Origin of the sequence: Nocardia sp. NPDC051833 (genome assembly GCF_040681225.1) — a bacterium.
GTDB lineage: Bacteria > Actinomycetota > Actinomycetes > Mycobacteriales > Mycobacteriaceae > Nocardia.
Map to the genome: position 1 here is coordinate 1178924 of NZ_JBFAYK010000001.1, position 16327 is coordinate 1195250.

General features: G+C 70.0%; 15 protein-coding genes. 5 read left to right on the plus strand and 10 right to left on the minus strand.

Features of this window, described 5'->3' with window-relative positions; genetic code table 11:
- Nucleotides 1-80 precede the first annotated feature (80 nt).
- The gene (locus tag AB0L91_RS05090; RefSeq protein ID WP_365007325.1) at nucleotides 81-692 is read left to right on the plus strand and encodes a Uma2 family endonuclease; all 612 of its coding nucleotides are present in this window, start codon (nucleotides 81-83) and stop codon (nucleotides 690-692) included.
- Between the two features lie 356 nt (nucleotides 693-1048).
- On the opposite strand, the gene AB0L91_RS05095 is transcribed toward AB0L91_RS05090, so the two are convergent.
- From AB0L91_RS05095 to AB0L91_RS05120, 6 genes are all read right to left on the minus strand, one after another.
- Complete coding sequence (locus AB0L91_RS05095; protein WP_365007326.1) at nucleotides 1049-1384, minus strand: hypothetical protein; 336 nt, start codon at nucleotides 1382-1384, stop codon at nucleotides 1049-1051.
- 107 nt (nucleotides 1385-1491) lie between these two features.
- Nucleotides 1492-3231, minus strand: coding sequence for an amidohydrolase family protein (locus AB0L91_RS05100; protein ID WP_365007328.1), 1740 nt, complete (start codon nucleotides 3229-3231; stop codon nucleotides 1492-1494).
- Nucleotides 3232-3242: 11 nt separating this feature from the next.
- The gene (locus tag AB0L91_RS05105) at nucleotides 3243-4895 is read right to left on the minus strand and encodes a class I adenylate-forming enzyme family protein (RefSeq protein ID WP_365007329.1); all 1653 of its coding nucleotides are present in this window, start codon (nucleotides 4893-4895) and stop codon (nucleotides 3243-3245) included.
- 14 nt (nucleotides 4896-4909) lie between these two features.
- The gene (locus AB0L91_RS05110) at nucleotides 4910-5950 is read right to left on the minus strand and encodes an alcohol dehydrogenase catalytic domain-containing protein (protein WP_365011183.1); all 1041 of its coding nucleotides are present in this window, start codon (nucleotides 5948-5950) and stop codon (nucleotides 4910-4912) included.
- A 2-nt stretch (nucleotides 5951-5952) separates the two neighbouring features.
- Nucleotides 5953-7098 carry a serine hydrolase domain-containing protein gene (locus AB0L91_RS05115; RefSeq protein ID WP_365007331.1) on the minus strand — a complete coding sequence of 382 codons (1146 nt, stop codon included), beginning with the start codon at nucleotides 7096-7098 and terminating at the stop codon, nucleotides 5953-5955.
- Complete coding sequence (locus AB0L91_RS05120; protein WP_365007332.1) at nucleotides 7095-8468, minus strand: NAD(P)-binding domain-containing protein; 1374 nt, start codon at nucleotides 8466-8468, stop codon at nucleotides 7095-7097. The genes AB0L91_RS05115 and AB0L91_RS05120 overlap by 4 nt, the downstream gene beginning before the upstream one ends.
- 115 nt (nucleotides 8469-8583) lie before the next feature.
- Here AB0L91_RS05120 and AB0L91_RS05125 point away from each other — a divergent pair, with 115 nt between their 5' ends.
- Nucleotides 8584-9207, plus strand: a complete 624-nt coding sequence (locus tag AB0L91_RS05125; RefSeq protein WP_355280701.1) for a TetR/AcrR family transcriptional regulator — start codon at nucleotides 8584-8586, stop codon at nucleotides 9205-9207.
- A 3-nt stretch (nucleotides 9208-9210) separates the two neighbouring features.
- On the opposite strand, the gene AB0L91_RS05130 is transcribed toward AB0L91_RS05125, so the two are convergent.
- Nucleotides 9211-9837 carry a DUF4203 domain-containing protein gene (locus AB0L91_RS05130; RefSeq protein ID WP_355280700.1) on the minus strand — a complete coding sequence of 209 codons (627 nt, stop codon included), beginning with the start codon at nucleotides 9835-9837 and terminating at the stop codon, nucleotides 9211-9213.
- 86 nt (nucleotides 9838-9923) lie between these two features.
- On the opposite strand from AB0L91_RS05130, the gene AB0L91_RS05135 reads away from it, so the two are divergent.
- A complete protein-coding gene (locus AB0L91_RS05135; RefSeq protein WP_357343548.1) occupies nucleotides 9924-10355 on the plus strand; it encodes a DUF6325 family protein in 432 nt (143 codons plus the stop codon).
- Nucleotides 10356-10367: 12 nt separating this feature from the next.
- Nucleotides 10368-10715 carry an SHOCT domain-containing protein gene (locus AB0L91_RS05140; protein ID WP_365007335.1) on the plus strand — a complete coding sequence of 116 codons (348 nt, stop codon included), beginning with the start codon at nucleotides 10368-10370 and terminating at the stop codon, nucleotides 10713-10715.
- 70 nt (nucleotides 10716-10785) lie between these two features.
- Here the strand turns inward: AB0L91_RS05140 and AB0L91_RS05145 are convergent, their stop codons facing one another.
- The 3 genes from AB0L91_RS05145 to AB0L91_RS05155 all read right to left on the minus strand — a co-directional run bounded on the left by AB0L91_RS05145 (nucleotide 10786) and on the right by AB0L91_RS05155 (nucleotide 15709).
- Nucleotides 10786-12609, minus strand: a complete 1824-nt coding sequence (locus AB0L91_RS05145) for an alkyl sulfatase dimerization domain-containing protein (RefSeq protein ID WP_365007337.1) — start codon at nucleotides 12607-12609, stop codon at nucleotides 10786-10788.
- A gap of 104 nt (nucleotides 12610-12713) precedes the next feature.
- The gene (locus tag AB0L91_RS05150; protein WP_365007339.1) at nucleotides 12714-15314 is read right to left on the minus strand and encodes a LuxR C-terminal-related transcriptional regulator; all 2601 of its coding nucleotides are present in this window, start codon (nucleotides 15312-15314) and stop codon (nucleotides 12714-12716) included.
- Nucleotides 15315-15487: 173 nt separating this feature from the next.
- Nucleotides 15488-15709, minus strand: a complete 222-nt coding sequence (locus AB0L91_RS05155) for a hypothetical protein (RefSeq protein WP_218718015.1) — start codon at nucleotides 15707-15709, stop codon at nucleotides 15488-15490.
- A 187-nt stretch (nucleotides 15710-15896) separates the two neighbouring features.
- Here AB0L91_RS05155 and AB0L91_RS05160 point away from each other — a divergent pair, with 187 nt between their 5' ends.
- Nucleotides 15897-16319 (plus strand): Ig-like domain repeat protein, encoded by a 423-nt coding sequence (locus AB0L91_RS05160; RefSeq protein WP_357343540.1) that lies wholly within the window; start codon nucleotides 15897-15899, stop codon nucleotides 16317-16319.
- Nucleotides 16320-16327: the final 8 nt, after the last annotated feature.

The window sequence follows — 16327 nt, forward strand, 5'->3', positions numbered from 1 at the left end:
TTCCGCGCGCTCGTACCCCCTGACCCGGGCCAGTGCCATACTGGTCCGGTCAGCTGGAACACCGACTAGCGAGGGGACCGATGACTGCAGATCCGATGCCACTGCAAGAGCCCCCCGACCCCGAGGCATTCCCCGACTGGCTGGTGCCGCCGCCGGAAGGATTCACCGCCGACGATCTGGATCGTCTGACCGGCCTTCCCCCGCACACCGAGCTGATCGACGGGAGCCTCGTCTTCGTGAGCCCGCAGATGAAGTTTCATATGCGTGTCATCCGGTTTCTCGACACCGAACTGAACAGGCAAGCTCCAGAGCTGTTCGAGGTGTGCAGGGAGATGACGGTCACGATAGGCCCACGTCAACGCCCTGAACCGGACGTCATGATCGTCGACGTGGCGGCGGACACCGGGCTGGAGCAGACCACCTACCTCCCCCACGATGTCGTGCTCGCGATCGAGGTGGTCTCCCCCGACTCGGTGATTCGTGATCGCAAGCGCAAGCCGGTGCTCTACGCGGACGCAGGCATCCCCCACTTCTGGCGCGTCGAGAACGTCGACGGGCGCGCGGTCGTCTACGTCTTCGAACTGGACCCGGCCACCGGCCAGTACGCGCCGACCGGGATCTACCACGACACTCTCGAGCTGACCCTGCCGTTCCCCATCACCCTCGATCTGGCAGAGGCCACGGCACCTTAGGGCTCGGAGCCGGATGCCAACGGCGAGGCGCGGCTGATCGCGGCGGGGTGAAATCACCCGTTCCGTGTGAGGTGGACGCTTCGATGCCGCGCCTAGCCTCGGGCGGGCCTGTAGTCAGTTCCGCAGGGAGGTCGCCCGATGTCATCGACAGTCCGTTCGGCGTGCTGAAGTTCTTCGACGGGGTGCCGTCGCCGGAGTCGCTGGACACTCTACGACGGTCTCGACCTGCTGCGCGGTATCGATGTGTTCCGACCGTGCCGGGCAAGTCGTGGTTCCCGCTGTTCCGGCTCTACGGCCCGCTCGATCCGTGGTTCGACCAGACCTGGAAACTCAACGAATTCGAACCGATCTGAGGCTCAGCCCAGGGCCTTGCGGACGAAGTCGAACCAGGCCTGGGTGTCGACGAGACCCTTCTCGTTGTCCTTGCGGCCGCCGACGAAACCGAAGAGGTCGGCGGCGTAGCGGCTCAGGACGGTGGTGTCGGTCTCGTCGAGTTCGGTGAGCAGGTCGGTGTCGCCGAGCAGGTAGGCGACGACGGCGACCTGGCCCGCGGGCCAGGCCGCGCGGTGCTCGGCCCAGCCGTCTGCACGCACGGCGCTGGCCTTGGTCAGCAGGTCGGCGCGCAGGGCGTCGCGGTCGGCGTCGCTGGGCCGACGCGGCTTGCCCCAGGTGATCCGTTTCGCGTCCGACATGGGCGATCCTCTCGCTGACGTGCGGCGTACCGGGTCGGCGGGCGCCCGGTCGTGCCTCGACTGTCCCAGATCGAGGTCCGCCGACCGCCCACCGGCCCCGCCCCGCGCTACCCGGCGCGCAGGAACCGGCCGGTGCGCTCGGTGCCGAGCGCGGGATCCTTGCTGCCCGCGCCGAACACGTACCGCCCGCCGACGAAGACCGCGGTGACCGTCTCGTCGTTGCGATTGACCATGCGCGGCAGGTTGTCGAACTCCGGGATCGGGTGCTCGGCGTACGCGTCGAGCGTGTCGTCGAGGTGCGCCGGATCGATGACGACGACATCGGCGCGGTCACCTACGCGCAGGTGGCCCGCGTCGAGGCCGTACCAGTCGGCGAGCTCGCCGGTGACCCGGTGCACCGCGTGTTCGATCGTCATGAACGGGGTGCCCGCCCGCTCGGCGTCGGCGACCCGCCGCAGCAGGCGTAGGCCGAAGTTGTAGAAGGCCATGTTGCGCAGGTGCGCGCCCGCGTCGGAGAAGCCCAGCTGGATACCGGGATCGGCGGCGAGGATGTTGAGCACCTCGGGCCGGTGGTTGGAGATGGTGGTGCGCCAGCGCAGCTTCGCGCCGTGTTCGACGACCAGATCCAGGAAGGCGTCGACCGGGTGCACCCCGCCGCGGTCGACCCCGACCTGGCCGAAGGTCTTGCCGATCACGCTGGGGTCGGGGCAGTCGACGATGTCGGCGTCGAAGAAGTCGCGGTGCCAGACGCGGGGCCCGTACTTCTGGTCGTAGTCCTTGCGGAACTGACGCCGGTACTGCTCGTCCTGCATGAGGTGGCGCTGCTCGTCGATGTGGTTCGCCAGGTGCAGCGCCGCGGCGCCGGAACCGAACTCCTCGAAGATCGGCAGGTCGATGCCGTCGGAGTAGACCTCGAACGGCACCGGCAGGTGCTGCCAGCGGAAGTCGCCGCGCAGCGCGTTGATCGCCCGCGCGAGCAGCGGGAACACCTTGGCCACCAGCGGAATCGCCTTGATGTCGGCGGCCGAGAGCAGGCTGACCTTCAGCGGCGCGCGCCACAGCCCGATGCTGCTCGCCGCCATCGCGATCATCGTGTCGGACCGGTTGACGTCGGGTCCGCCCTGGAGCGCGCGACCGCGGGTCCGCAGGATGGTGTTGAGTGTCTTGCGTTCGGCCCTGGTCGAATACGTCGAGGGCAGGGTGCGCGAGCGGCACAGTTCGCCGTCGAGTTTGTCGAACAGCAGCCGCTGCGAGGACATGCCGACGAAACCCGCGTCGAGTGCCTCGGTGAGCTTCGCGGCCATGGCGGCGAGTTCGGTCTCGCTGGGCCGCACGTCCTTCCGGGTCGCGCGGTCCAGGCCCATCACCGCGGACCTGATGTCGGAGTGACCGATGAAGCTCGCCACATTCGGGCCCAGCGGCAGCGCGTCCAACGCGGCGGCGTACTCGGCGGCGGAGCGCCAGCTCTTGGTCTGCTCCACCGCCCGCACGACGTGGGCGCGCGGAATCGCCTCGACCCGGCCGAACAGGTCCCCGGCGATCTCGCCGTCGACGTGCACCGTCGACAGCGAGCACGAACCGAGCAGCACGGTGGTCACGCCGTGGCGCACCGATTCCGACAGCGACGGATCGAGCAGCACCTCGACGTCGTAGTGGGTGTGGATATCGATCATGCCGGGCACGACCCACCGGCCGGTGGCATCGACGACCCGGTCGCAGCCGGTCTCGTCGAGTGGCGTCGCCGAGATCGCGGCGACCCGGCCGTCCTTGATCCCGAGGTGGCGGATCGCGGACGCGGCGCCGGTGCCGTCGAACCAGCGGCCGCCCTTGATGATGCTGTCGAACATAGCTTTTCCTCTTAGAGCGCGAGATCGCGTCGGGTGACCTTGCCGGTCGCGTTGCGCGGCAGGGCGTCGGTGGTGAGCCGCCAGCGGGCGGGCACCTTGAAATAGGCGAGCCGCGCGGCGACGAAGTCGCGCAGTTCCTCCGCGTCGACCGTGCCGGGCTCGGCGACCACCACGGCCGCCACCTCCTGGCCGAGATCGGGATGGGCGACACCGAACACCGCGCACTCGGTGACCGCGGGATGCTCGGTCAGCACGTTCTCGATCTCGGTGGGATAGACGTTCTCGCCGCCGCGCAGGATCAGGTCGGTGCGCCGGCCGGAGACGGTCAGCCTGCCGTCGGTGACGGTGCCGAAATCGCCGGAGCGCAACCAGCGTTCGCCGTCGATGGCCTTGGCGGTGGCGGCGTCGTCGTGCCAGTAGCCGAGCATCACGTACGGGCTGCGGATGCAGATCTCGCCCTCCTCGCCGTCGGGGACGACCGCGCCGTCGGCGTCGCGGATCTCCACCGCCACCCCGAAGATCGGCCTGCCGACCGAGGCGTCGTCGGCGAGCAGGTCCAGCGGCGTCGCCACCGTCGCAGCGGTGCCGCTCTCGGTGAGGCCGTAGCTGGTGGTCAGCGCGAATTGCAGGGACGGGATCTTCTCGCGCAGGCTGGCCAGCAGCGCGGGCGAGGACGGCGCCGAGTTGAGCGAGAGGGCGCCCAGCGAGGACAGATCGTGCTGGGCGACATCGTGATCCAGCAACCGCGAGGCCATGGTCGGCACGGCGGCCCAGTTGGTGACCCGCTCGCGCTCGACCAGGCTCAGCACCCGGCCGACCTCGAACGCGCCGTGCGGGAACACCGCCGCCGCGCCCGTCACCAGCCGGGGGATGACGAGATTGTGCAGGCTGGCGATGTGGAACAGCGGGGCGGTGACCAGGTAGCGGCGATCACTCGGCGCGTCGCTGGGCGGCTGACCGGCGAACGCGGCGAGCATCGCGTCGGTGAAACGGTGATAGTCGCTGATGGCCACCATGTTCCGCTGCGAATGCACCACGCCCTTGGGCCTGCCGCTGGTGCCGCTGGTGTAGAGGATCACCGCCGGATCGTCCTCGTCGACCGGCGTGTCCGGGATCTCGCCACCGCCGAATTCGGCGATCAGGGCGGGCAGGTCGCCATCCATGGTGAGCACCGGGATGTCGGTGCCGGTCTCGGCGAGCAGCGCGGCCCGTTTGGCGTCGGCGATCACCACGGTGGGCGCGGCGTGCTCGAGCCCGTAGGCGATCTCCGGCGGCGCCCACCAGGCGTTGTAGCCGACCGGGATGGCGCCCAGGCACTGCGCGGCCCAGAACGTGATCACCCAGTCCGGGCCGTTGGCGGCCAGGATGCCGACCCGGTCGCCCTTGCCGACGCCGTAGCGGGTCGCCAGCGCGGTGGCCAGCGCGCCCGCGGCCGCGGCGTGCTCGGCGAAGGACAGGCGGCGGTCCTCGGTGATCAGGTAGTCGCGCTCGCCCCAGCTCCGCGAGTGTTCGAGCAGCTCACGCAAGCTGCGTCGGCGCTCGGCCAGCACCGGGATCGGTACGCCGAGAACGGGTTCGACGGTCAGCTCGAAGGGCGCGCCGGGCGCGGTCAGGCCCGCGGCGACCTTGGCCACGAATTCCTGGGGGTCCACTACATCGGTCATGGTCTTGTTCTCCATCAGGGGATGAGGACGGCGCGTCCGCGGATCGCGCCGGCGTCGAGTCGGTCGAAGGCGGTCCGGGCGTCGGCGAGGTCGAAGCGTTCGACCTCGGCGCGCACCTTGCCCGCGGCGGCCAGGGTGATCACGTCGACGAGGTCGCCACGGGTGCCGCCGTAGGACTTGCGCACCGTGGCGCCCCACGGCAGGCCGGGTCCGCCCGCCGGGCCGGAGTCGATGCCGGGGATGCCGCCCGCCAGCCCCACCATCCGGTAGGCGCCGTTGGGGGCGACCGTCTCCACGGCCAGCTTCGCGGTGGCGTCGGCGCCGACGAAGTCGAACACCGCCTCGGCCCCGCGTCCGCCGGTCAGCTCGAGGATGGTGGCGGCGGTGTCCGCATCGGCGGTCAGCGCGACATCGGCGCCGCAGGCGGTGGCCAGCGCGAGCTTGTCGGGATCGACGTCGACCGCGATCACCCTGGTCTCGGTGAGCGCTTTCAACAGCTGGACCGCGACGTGGCCGAGTCCGCCGATGCCGATCGCGACCGCGGTGGCGCCCGGCCACAGCTGGTCCAGCGCGCCGCGGATGGCGTGCATGGGGGTGAGCGCCGCGTCGGCCAGCGGGGCCGCCTGCGCGAAATCCATGTCGCCGATGGGGACGAACGAGCGCACCGGGATGCGCACGTACTCGGCCATCCCGCCGTCGGGGCCGAGGCCGGGGCACGGCGGCATGGCCGTGCGACCGGCCGCCAGGCAGACGTTCTCGTTGCCGTGCAGGCATTCCCGGCACTCACCGCAGGACCAGCACAGGTACACGAGTCCGCGCTCGCCGACCCGACGGCCCGCGACCCGCGAGCCGACCGCCTCGATGGTGCCCGCGATCTCGTGGCCGAGGGTGAGTGGCTGCTCGCTCATCGGGAACGGCAGGCTCAGCACGAACGAATCCGAATGGCAGATCCCGGCCGCGCCGACCCGCAGCAGCAGATCGTCGAGGCCGAGGTCGGGCACCGGCACGGTCCGCAGTTCGAGCGTGCCCGGCGCGGTGAGCTGCATCGCGCGCATCGTCATCGCCGCTCCCCCATCGCGTCGAAGGTGGCCTTCAGGTACCGGTCGCAGCGGTCGGAGCCGATCAGGCCGGTCGCCATCCGATTCATGGTGTAGGCGAAGGTGATCCGGCGATCCAGGTCGTTGACCACCATCGACCCGCCGTAGCCGGCCCACCAGCAGACCCGGCCGTCGGGGATGTGCGGGAAGGTCTGCGGCCGGGGCAGCCCGTAGCCGATGCCGAAGCGCAGCGGGGTCAGCAGGGCCAGGTCGACGCCGTCGGCCTGCTCGCGGAAGATCAGCTCGATGGTGGCGGGCGAGAGGAATCGCCTGCCGCTGAGCTCGCCGCCGTTGGCGATCAGCGACTGGATCCGGGCGACCGAGCGCGCGTTGCCGTGCCCGTTGGTGCCGCCGATCTCGGCCGCCCGCCAGGCCGGCGTCGCGGTCTCGCCGATCTCGAGCCAGGGACTGGTGAGCGTCTTGATCAGCACGCTGTCCTGGTCGAGGGTCGACAGATCGAACTCGGGCAGTTCCGGCGGGATCAGCGTGGCGATCCGGTCGGCGTGCTCGGGACCGGTGCCGATGTGGAAATCGGCGCCCAGCGGGCCCGCCAGTTCCTCGGCGAAGAAACGGCCGAGCGAGCGACCGGTGATGCGGCGCACCAGTTCACCGATGAGATGCCCGTAGTTGATGGCGTGATAGCCCGACGCGGTGCCCGGCTCCCACCAGGGCGCCTGGGTCGCCAGCCGGGCCGCGGCGGCCTCGGTGTCGTAGATGTCGGCCAGTTCGATCGGCTTCTCCCAGCCGGAGACACCGGAGGTGTGCGAGAGCAGGTGCCGGACCAGGACGACGTCCTTGCCGTTGGCCGCGAACTCGGGCCAGTAGGCGGCCACCCGCGCGTCGAGGTCGAGGTCGCCGCGGTCGACCAGCAGCAGCGCGCACAGGGCGGTCATCGTCTTGGTCACCGAGAAGACGTTGACCAGGGTGTCGGCACCCCACGGCCGGGTCTTGCCCGGATCGGCCCAGCCGCCCCACAGGTCGAGGACCGGCTCACCGTCGACCGTGACACACAGGGCCGCGCCGACTTCGGCGCCCCCGTCGAGTTCCTCGTCGAAAGCGGCGCGCACACCGGCGAATTCGTCGAGACAGAAACCGGCGGCGCTCATCGCGGCACCCCCGCGGTCGCGCGAGCGGGAACCGGCAGTGTATTGCCTGCCGCGGCAGCGCGTTTCGCACCGCGCGCGATCTCCTTCGTCATCGAGCGCACATACGGCTCGAATTCGATCTGGATGGTGTGCCGTGGCGAATCGTAGTAGCGGCCGGTGCGCCGGGATTCCTGCTCGCGCAGCACCGTCTCGATTTCCGCGCGCGGCGGCAGGTGGTAGCGGCCGGTCAGATAGGCGGCCACCAGCTTGCTCTGCTGCTCGGCGAAGTTCACCAGCGTCGGCATCGGCTGGGCCAGGCCGAGATAGAACAGATTGTCCACCCCGGGCTTGTGCATCATCTGGAACAGCGGGAACCGGTTGGCCGCGTCGGGGACCAGCGCGGTGTCGGTGAGGAACGGGAAACTGATGTGATAGCCGGTGGCGCAGACGATCACGTCGACCTGTTCGCTGCTGCCGTCGGCGAAATGCACGGTGTCGCCGTCCAGGCGGGTGATCGCGGGCTTGCATTCCACGTCACCGCAGCCGGCCCGGTGCAGGAATTCCTCGCTCGCCGACGGATGCGCCTCGAACGGCTCGTGATCGGGCGCGGGCAGGCCGTAGTTGCGCATGTCGCCGCGATTCTTGCGGACGAAGCGCTGCTTGAGTTTGAGCGCCAGCTTGGCCGGAATCCAGGACGGCATCGAACGCCGGTCGCCCACTTCGCCGTTCACGTATTTGGGCAGCACCCAGACACCGCGGCGGGCCGAGACGAACAACTTCGACGCGATGAAGCGCTGGGACAGTTCCGAGGCGATGTCGAGGCCGGAATTGCCCATGCCGACCACCACGACCCGCTTGCCGCGCATGTCGACCGGATCGAACGGGTCGTTGTAGGCGTGGCTGTGCATCAGCACGCCGTCGAATTCGCCCGGGTAGTCGGGGAATCGGGGATTCCAGTGGTGGCCGTTGCAGACGATCAGCGCGTCGTAGACCTCGGTGTCGCCCGCCGCGGTGGTCACCCGCCAGAGCCCGGCGTCGTCGCGTTCGGCGGCGGTGACCAGGGTGTTGAACCGGATGTGGTCGCGCAGGTCGAAATGGTCGACGTAGTCCTTGAAGTACTGCAGCAGCTGCGAATGGTGCGGGAAGTGCGGCCATTCCTCGGGCGCCGGGAAGTCCTCGAACTGCAGGCGGTACTTCGAGGTGTCGATGTGCAGGCTCTGATAGCAGGCCGACATCCCGTTCGGGTTCTTGTAGTACCAATTGCCGCCGACTTCGTCGGACGCCTCGTAGCAGTCGAACGGAATTCCGTTCTCGGCCAGTCGCTTGGCGACGGTGATACCCGAAGGTCCGGCGCCGATGACGCAGACCCTGGGCAATTCGCGTGTATCCATGCACAACTCCTGAACAGCGCGGTCGTCGATGACCGCACCGAGTGACGTGAACCACAGCGTAGCGTCTCACTAGACATGGTGTCTAGTGAATAGGCGGATCGTCTAAGATGGGCTCATGCCGACCGAACCCGCTGCGCGCCGCGGCTCCCTGCGCGAGGAACAGAAGCGCCTCACCAGGAACAAGATCGTGGAAACCGCGCGGTCGCTGTTCGAGACCGAGGGCTACTCCGCGGTCCGGGTCGACGACATCGTGGCCGCCGTCGGATGCAGCCGGGCGACGTTCTACCTGCACTTCACCAGCAAGGGCGAGGTGCTGCGGGCGATCGCCAACGAGGGCACGCTGACCAGCGTCCGGGAGTTCTACGCCGACCTCGACCGAGTGCTCACCACCGGTTCCCGGGCCGCGTTCGAGGAGTGGATGACCCGCGCGATCTACTGGTTCCTCACCAACAAGGACATGCTCCCGGCCTGGGACGAGGCTACCGCGCTGGAGCCGGAATTCCGCGCGGTCGCGCGCGAGGGCATCATGACGCTGGCCGACAGCATGCCCGCCTACCTCGCCCGCTGGCCCGAACACCGCCGCGACGAGGCCCGGCTGCGGATCGAGCTGCTGGTGGCCCAGCTCGAACGGTTCTTCACCCGGTGGGCCATGCAGGGCGTCATCGACGTCACGGCCGAGAAGGCCGCCACCGTGCTCACCGACGTCTGGTTCCCCGCGCTGCAGACGCCGACCGAGTAGCCCTCAGCGGGTGGGCCAGCCGCCGTTGCGTTTGCTCTGGTCGATCTCGTCGTCGCCACCGCCGGCGAGGTGCTGGATCCCGAGCTTCTCGGCGAACAGGTGCCGCTGGGTGATCCAGCCGAGCAACGACAGACCCAACCAGGCGAGCACCGAGGTCACCTGCTGCCAGCCGGGCTCGGGATCGCGCAGGAAAGCGAGCGAGTCGCTCATCCGGCCCAGGCCGCTGACCACCATGCTGGCGCCGCCGATCGAGGTCAGCCACAGCAGGGCGCGAGCGCGGAACTTCTCGGCCAGGAAGGCGCCCGCCACACACATGGCCAGCGCCACGATCATGCTCAGCGCGACGTTCTTGTCGCCGGGCTGCAACACCGTCGCCAGCTTGGTGCCGATCATCGCGCCGGTGAGGCCGCCGATGAAGTACGACGCGAAGCGGAACACCAGCGAGGTGATCACCCACGAGGACACCGCGCCGATCAGGCCGATCAGCACCAGCCAGGCCAGCGAGGCGTTGAACAGGTCGGCGATCATCCAGCCGAGACCGAAGCCGATCGCGATGATGCCCAGGTGGACAGATCGGATGCCGTAGAAGCACAGCAGCGCTCCGACCACGACGACGACGATGCCATTCATACGATCAACGCTAGAACTCCGGACGCCGCCCCGGTTCACCCGATTCGGGTGAGGTGGGCGCCGCGGGATCGGCGCACGATCACGCCATGGGAACAACACCTGCGCTGGGCCCGGTCGACTTCCTCGTCCTCACCTTCCCCGGCACCGCGGTCGACGAGTCGGTCACCGACGCGCTCGCCGAGGTCGTCGAGAACGGACTGGTGACCCTGCTCGATCTGATCGTGCTGACGATGGACGACGCGGGCACCATCACCGAGAAGGAGATCGACGACGGCCTGGCCGAGGTGGGTCTCACCGGGCTCACCGCCGCCGACATCGACCTGGTCAGCGCGGCCGACGTGGAGGTCGTGCGCACCTCGATGGCGCCCGGCAGCACGTCGGTGATCCTGGTCTTCGAGCAGACCTGGGCCGCGCGGCTGGCCGGCGCCGTGCGCGGTGCCAGGGGTGAGGTGACGCTGCACGTTCAGGTGCCGCGCGATGTCGTCCAGGCCGCGGTGTCCGCGGCGACGACCGGCTAGGGAGGAATCGTCATGCCACTACGAAGGGGCCGCGTCGGGCGGCCGGGACTGCTGGGCACGATCGCCCGTACCGCGGTCGTCGCGGGCACCGCGACCGCCACCTCCACCGCCGTGAACAACCGGGCCAGGAAACGCTCGGCCGAGCAGCAGGCCTACGCCGATCAGCAGAACTACGACCAGCAGCAGGCCTATGCCCAGCAGCAGGCCTACGCCGCGCCGCCACCGCAGCCCGCGCCCGCGCCACCGCCCGCCGCGCCGGTCGACCTGGTCGCGAAGCTGAAGCAACTGAGCGACCTGCACGCCGCCGGTGCGCTCTCCGACGCCGAGTTCGCCGCCGCGAAGGCACAGCTGCTCGGCTGAGACCACGCGCGCAACAGCGCCCCCGGCCCTGGGCGGCCGGGGGCGCTGTTCATGAACCCCGAGCTGGGTCTCAGGGTGTGACGATCGGGAACCTCGGGTCGGGCGTCTCGATCAGGCCGACCAGGGTCTTCAGCACCGCCTGATCGCCGTCCATCGTGACGCCGTCGAAGCCCTGGCCCGCGAGCCCGAGCAGCAGTTGCGTCTTGGTCAGCGTCAGGGTGAGGTCGGCGGGGCCGCGCAACGGGGCGTGCTCGGACGCGGTGCGGTGAGTGAGCGCGCCGTTGGACATGGTCAGCCGGGTGACCGTGGCGCTGTCGGTCAGGTTCAGATCCAGCGCGAAGTCCGATTCGGCGGCGCGCAGGCCGTTGATCCGGATCGCGATCGAGTCGATGATCATGTCGACCGTCAGCGCCGCCATCATCTCCGGATCGGCGGTGTCCAGGCTGACCGGAGTCGGGCCGGTGCGCAGCTCGGTCGCGCCGACGAGGAAGAAGTTGCGCCAGGTGCCGTTCTCGCTGCCGTAGCCGAGGGTCTGGTAGACCTCCGCCAGCGCCTCCTTCGCCGCGGTGTTGCCCGGGTCGGCGAAGACGGCGTGATTGAGCAGCGTGGCCGCGAACCGGTGATCACCCTCGGCGGCGTAGGCGCGCCCCTTGGCGACGACGGCGTCGACCCCGCCGTAGTCGGCGACGTAGCGCTTGGCCTGCTCCACCTCGGTGTGCTCCCACAGGTGCGCCGGGTTGCCGTCGAACCAGCCGAGATAACGCTGGTAGATCGCCTTCACGTTGTGGTTGAGCGAGCCGTAGTAACCGCGGTTGGCCCACATGCCGTCGAGCCCGGGCGGGAAGGTGAGGATCTCGGCGATCTCGGGACCGTTGAGGCCCTGGTTGAGCAGGCGCAGGGTCTGATCGTGCAGGTAGGCGTACATGTCCCGCTGACCGGCCAGCCACGCGGTCCAGTTGTCGGCACCCCAGGTCGGCCAGTGATGGGAGGCGAAGGCGACGTCGGCCTTGTCACCGAACAGCGCGATGGCCTCGTCCAGGTAGCTGGACCAGATCCGCGAGTCGCGCACGAGCGCGCCGCGCAGGGTGAGCACGTTGTGCATGTTGTGGGTGGCGTTCTCGGCCATACACAGCGCCCGGCGATCCGGGAACAGGAAGTTCATCTCGGCGGGCGCCTCGGTGCCCGGGGTGAGCTGGAAGGCGATGCGCACGCCATCGATCACCTCTTCCTGGCCGGTCCGGGTGATGTCGACCGTCGGCGGGATCAAGGTGACCTTGCCGGTGGAGGTGGTCATCCCGAGGCCGCAGCCGATCTGACCGTCCGGCGCCTTCGCCAGGCCGGTGCCGTACATGAAGATCGCCCGGCGGGTCATCGCGTTGCCCGCGTAGACGTTCTCGCTGACGGCGTGCTCGAGGAAGCCTTCCGGGGCGAGGATCGGCACCTCCGGGTGCCCCTCGGGAACCACGCCGCGCGCACCGCCGAAATGGTCGCCGTGGGAGTGCGTGTAGATCAGGCCGGTCACCGGCCGGTCACCACGATGCTTGCGATAGATCGCCAGCGCGGCCGCGGCGGTCTCGGCGGAGATGAGCGGGTCGATGACGATCACGCCCGTCTCGCCCTCGACGATCGTCATGTTCGACAGGTCGAAGTTGCGCACCTGGTAGATGCCCTCGGTGACCTCGAACAGGCCCTGGATGTTGCAGAGCTGACCCTGCCGCCACAGGCTCGGATCGGCCGTCGGCGGGCACGGGCCGTCGAGGAAGTCGTAGGCGCCGAGGTCCCAGACGACCCGGCCGTCGGCCGCGGTGATCACCGGCGGGTCGAGCTTGTCGATCAGGCCGCGGTTCGCGTTGTCGAAGTCGGTCGTGTTCCCGAAGTCCGGATTCGTGCTCATGGTCCACCTTGCCTCGTCGGAATCCTGGCGGTCCCGCGACCGTAGCCGCGCCGGGCGGCGCGGAAATCATCCGTTGCGGGTGAGTTTCGGCTGGGCCGGTGTCGTCAGATCAGGCCGACACGGCGGGCGTTGCCGATCGCGTCGGCTCTGGCGTTGACCCCCAGCTTCTGATAGATGCCACGCAGGTGGGTCTTCACCGTGTTCACCGAGACGCCCATGTTCGCGGCGATATTGATCGCCGTCATGCCGGACGGGAGCTGGCGCAGCACCGCGAGTTCGGTCTCGGTGAGCTGTGGCGCATCGGTGGCGGGCGCGCGATGCGACCGGACCAGGTCGACGAACGCGTCGAAGCGGCCGAACCGCCCGCCCAGCCGGTCGAGGGTCTCGGCCGCGCCCGGCACATCGAGGAACGGGCGGATCAGCCGCTCACCGCAGGCGAGCGCGAGCGCCTGCTCGAACGCGCTCTCGGCCTTACGCGGGCGGTCCAGCCGGTCGGCGGCGACGCCCTCCAGCAGCCAGGCCGTCACCAGCGCACCCGCCGTCAGCTGCGGGGTGCCGCCGAGTACCGGCTCGAGCAGCGTCAGCGCGGCGCTGGGCCGATGGGTGTAGACGGCCAGGCCCGCTTCGGCGACGGCCAGCTCCGGGGTCGGCCCGAACACCCGCGTCGCGTGATCGATCAGGTGCTGGGCGTCGGTCTTGGCCTGCAAGCGCAGCAGCACCCACAGCACGTCGGTGACCAGCGTGCCGATGCCGAAGGCGGCCGGGGAATCGTCGAGCAGCCGGTGGGTCCCGGTGCAGAGCATGGTCGCGGCGGCCGCGCGGTCGGGGGCCGCGTCGAACAGCAGCACGCCGGTGATCACCGCCGCTTGGCGGGCGGGCGCCGGGGCACTCGCCTCAGCCGCCGGTCCACCGGGCTGGCCCGGCGGCGCCAGCTGCACGGCCTCGCCCTGCTGGTAGGCGCCATAGGCCGCGATCAGCCGGGCGAACACGCCCTCGGGGGCCTGCGCCAGGTCGTAGCGATCGGCGCAGTCGATCGCCACCTCGGCCAGGGCCCGCAGGTCGCCGACCCGGCCCGCGTACCCGGCGGCGACCGCGACCGCGGTCCGCGCGCGCACCGCGACGCTGCCGAGCCCCACCTCCTCCGCGTGCACGATGGCGTGCCGCAACGCGGCGGTCCCGCTGTCGAGCGCGCCACCGGTGACCTCGGCGGTGCCGCAGTGCAGCGCGGCGTAGCAGTCGAGATCGGGCTGCCCGGTGACCGCGGGCAGCGGCCAGCTCATCGAGGCCGAATCCCCCACCAGCACGGCCAGTCCCGCGCTCACCGCGCGGTCGAGCGAGGCCGTCCAGGTGTCCGGGACCAGTCGCGAGACCTGCTCGGACCCGACGTGCGCGGCCTCGAGATACACCTCGGCGGCGGCGATCTCCCCCGCCTCCACCGCGACCGCGGCGCGCAGCAATCGCACGAAGGTGTCCTCGGTCGCCTCGGGCAGGAACTCCATGGCGGCCAGCAACTGCTGGCCCGCGCCGTCGAGGACCATGCGCGGACCCCAGTCCCGCAGGAACGCCACCAGACCGGGGGTGCCCGGTTCGGCCAGCACGTGATCGAGCGCGGCGCCCGGCAGCGCGGCCGCGCCGAGCCACTCGGCGATGCGACGGTGCACCGTCGGCAGCCGGTCGGCCCGCGAGTGCGCGGCCTCGGCCAGCAGATACGCCCGCAGCAGCGGGTGGTAGCTGTGCCAGAGCTGACCCGCGTCGGCCACGGTGTGCATGGGGAAGTTGGCCCGCAGCAACTCGTCGACGATCCGCGCCGCGTTGTCGTCGGTGAGTTCCTCGGCCAGCGGCAGGCAGAACCGGGTCGGAACCGCGGTGACCAGCAGGAAATCGAGGGTCGACGCGGGCAGCGACTGCATCAGCTCGGCGACGAGGAAATCGGCGACCGCGTGTGAGGGCCGGGCCAGCGTGGTCAGCGCGGTATCGCGGTCCTCGCCGTTGGCGGCCACGTAGATCGCGGCGATCCGCACCAGCGCGGCCCAGCCGCGGGTCAGCGCGTGCACCATGGCGAGCTCGTCGTCGTCGAGCCGGCAGCCGTGCTGGGCGAACAGCTGGGCGATCCGCTCCGGCGACAGCGCGAGTTCGCCGACCCCGATCCGGGTGAGCCTGCCCGCCAGTTCCAGCGCGTGCCAGCGCAGCGGCGGATCGAACCGGCCCGCGAGCAGCACGGTGACCGTGCCGGGCAGATGCGCGAGCAGGTATTCCAGGCCGGCCAGTTGCAGCGGGTCGGTGATCAGGTGGGCGTCGTCGAGCACCAAGACGGTGTGCTCATCGCGCACCGCCAGCGCGTCGACCAGTTCGGCGGCCTGATCGGCCGGGGTGCGCAACGTGGTGTCGACGGCGTCGGCGGGCCGGTGCGTGATCCGCGCGAGCGCCGGGATCAGCTCGCCGCTCTCGGCCAGCGGCGCGGTGACGGTGAGCCAGCCGACGGTAGCCGCCCTGGCCTTGCGCGACCTGCTCACCCAGTCGACCAGCGCGACGGTCTTGCCGCTGCCCGCCGGACCGGACACCAGGACGGTGTGCCCGCCCGCGGTCTGCGCGCGGTCCAGCCGGGCGCTGAGGTCACCGGAGCGCACGGCGGCGAAGGACAGCTCGGGAATCTGGGCACCGGCCACGGAGACGTTGTCAGCTATCGCGCGGTACGAGGTTGTCACCACCACACTCCTCAGCTCGTCGACTCCCTGCGGGGTCGATCCACCAGCAGGTTCGACGGTAGGCCAAACGCGACCAGCGCGTTCGCCGGAGTTGCGGCGTCGACGCGCTCGTTATGAGATCGACGTCATCGTGAGGGTTTGCCGCGACCGGCTACCGTTTGGCAACCTCACGATCAGTCGGGCAGGCGGGACATTCCGAGCAGGGTGAGCCCGAGGACATCGATGCGGGCGAGCACGCCGCGCATGGCGGTGTTGTCGGCGAGCTCGCCGTAGAGGGTGGTGGTACCGGTGGGCGAATGGGCGCTGCGCCGGAGTTCCGGGAACGCGGCGACAGCGCGTTCCGTGAGTTCGCCCTCGATGACGAATTGGTAGCGAACCGCATCCGACGTCGGCATGTGTCCAGTCTCGACGACCGGCGCGGCGATCGCCTCATCCGCACGGGATGATTCCGGCGCCACCAGCACCGACGCGGCCCACGCAGTTTTAAACACTCGTTTTTCTGTTTCCCGGACAGCGTGGTCACCCGGTCGATAGTGTCGCCCACACCCACAGCGGTGGGTCAGCGCGAACAGGAGAACAACCATGAAGACCAACCAGGCTCGGCGGGCCGGCTTCGGACTCACAGCTTTCACCGCGGTCGCCGCGGCCGGCGTCCTGGTGGCGCCGCAGGCCTCGGCGCTCGTCCAGGGCGTCACGGTCAGCGGCAGCACCCACTACGTCGGCACCGCCTACACCGTCACCGCCGATGTCACCGCGACGTCGTTCCTGTTCAAGGTGACCTTCACCGACAACGGCACCCAGATCGGTGAGCCGGTCTCGGTCTCCGACGGCAAGGCCACCATCACCTGGACCCCGTCGACCCCCGGTTCGCACGAGATCAAGGCCGTGCAGGAACTGATCAGCTCCAAGACCGTCACCGTCGAGGTCTCGGCGAAGCCGACGACGCCCGGCGGCGGCACCGGCTCGGCCGACCTGGGCGGCCTGCTGACCGGCTCGGCGGGCTGACCGAGCAC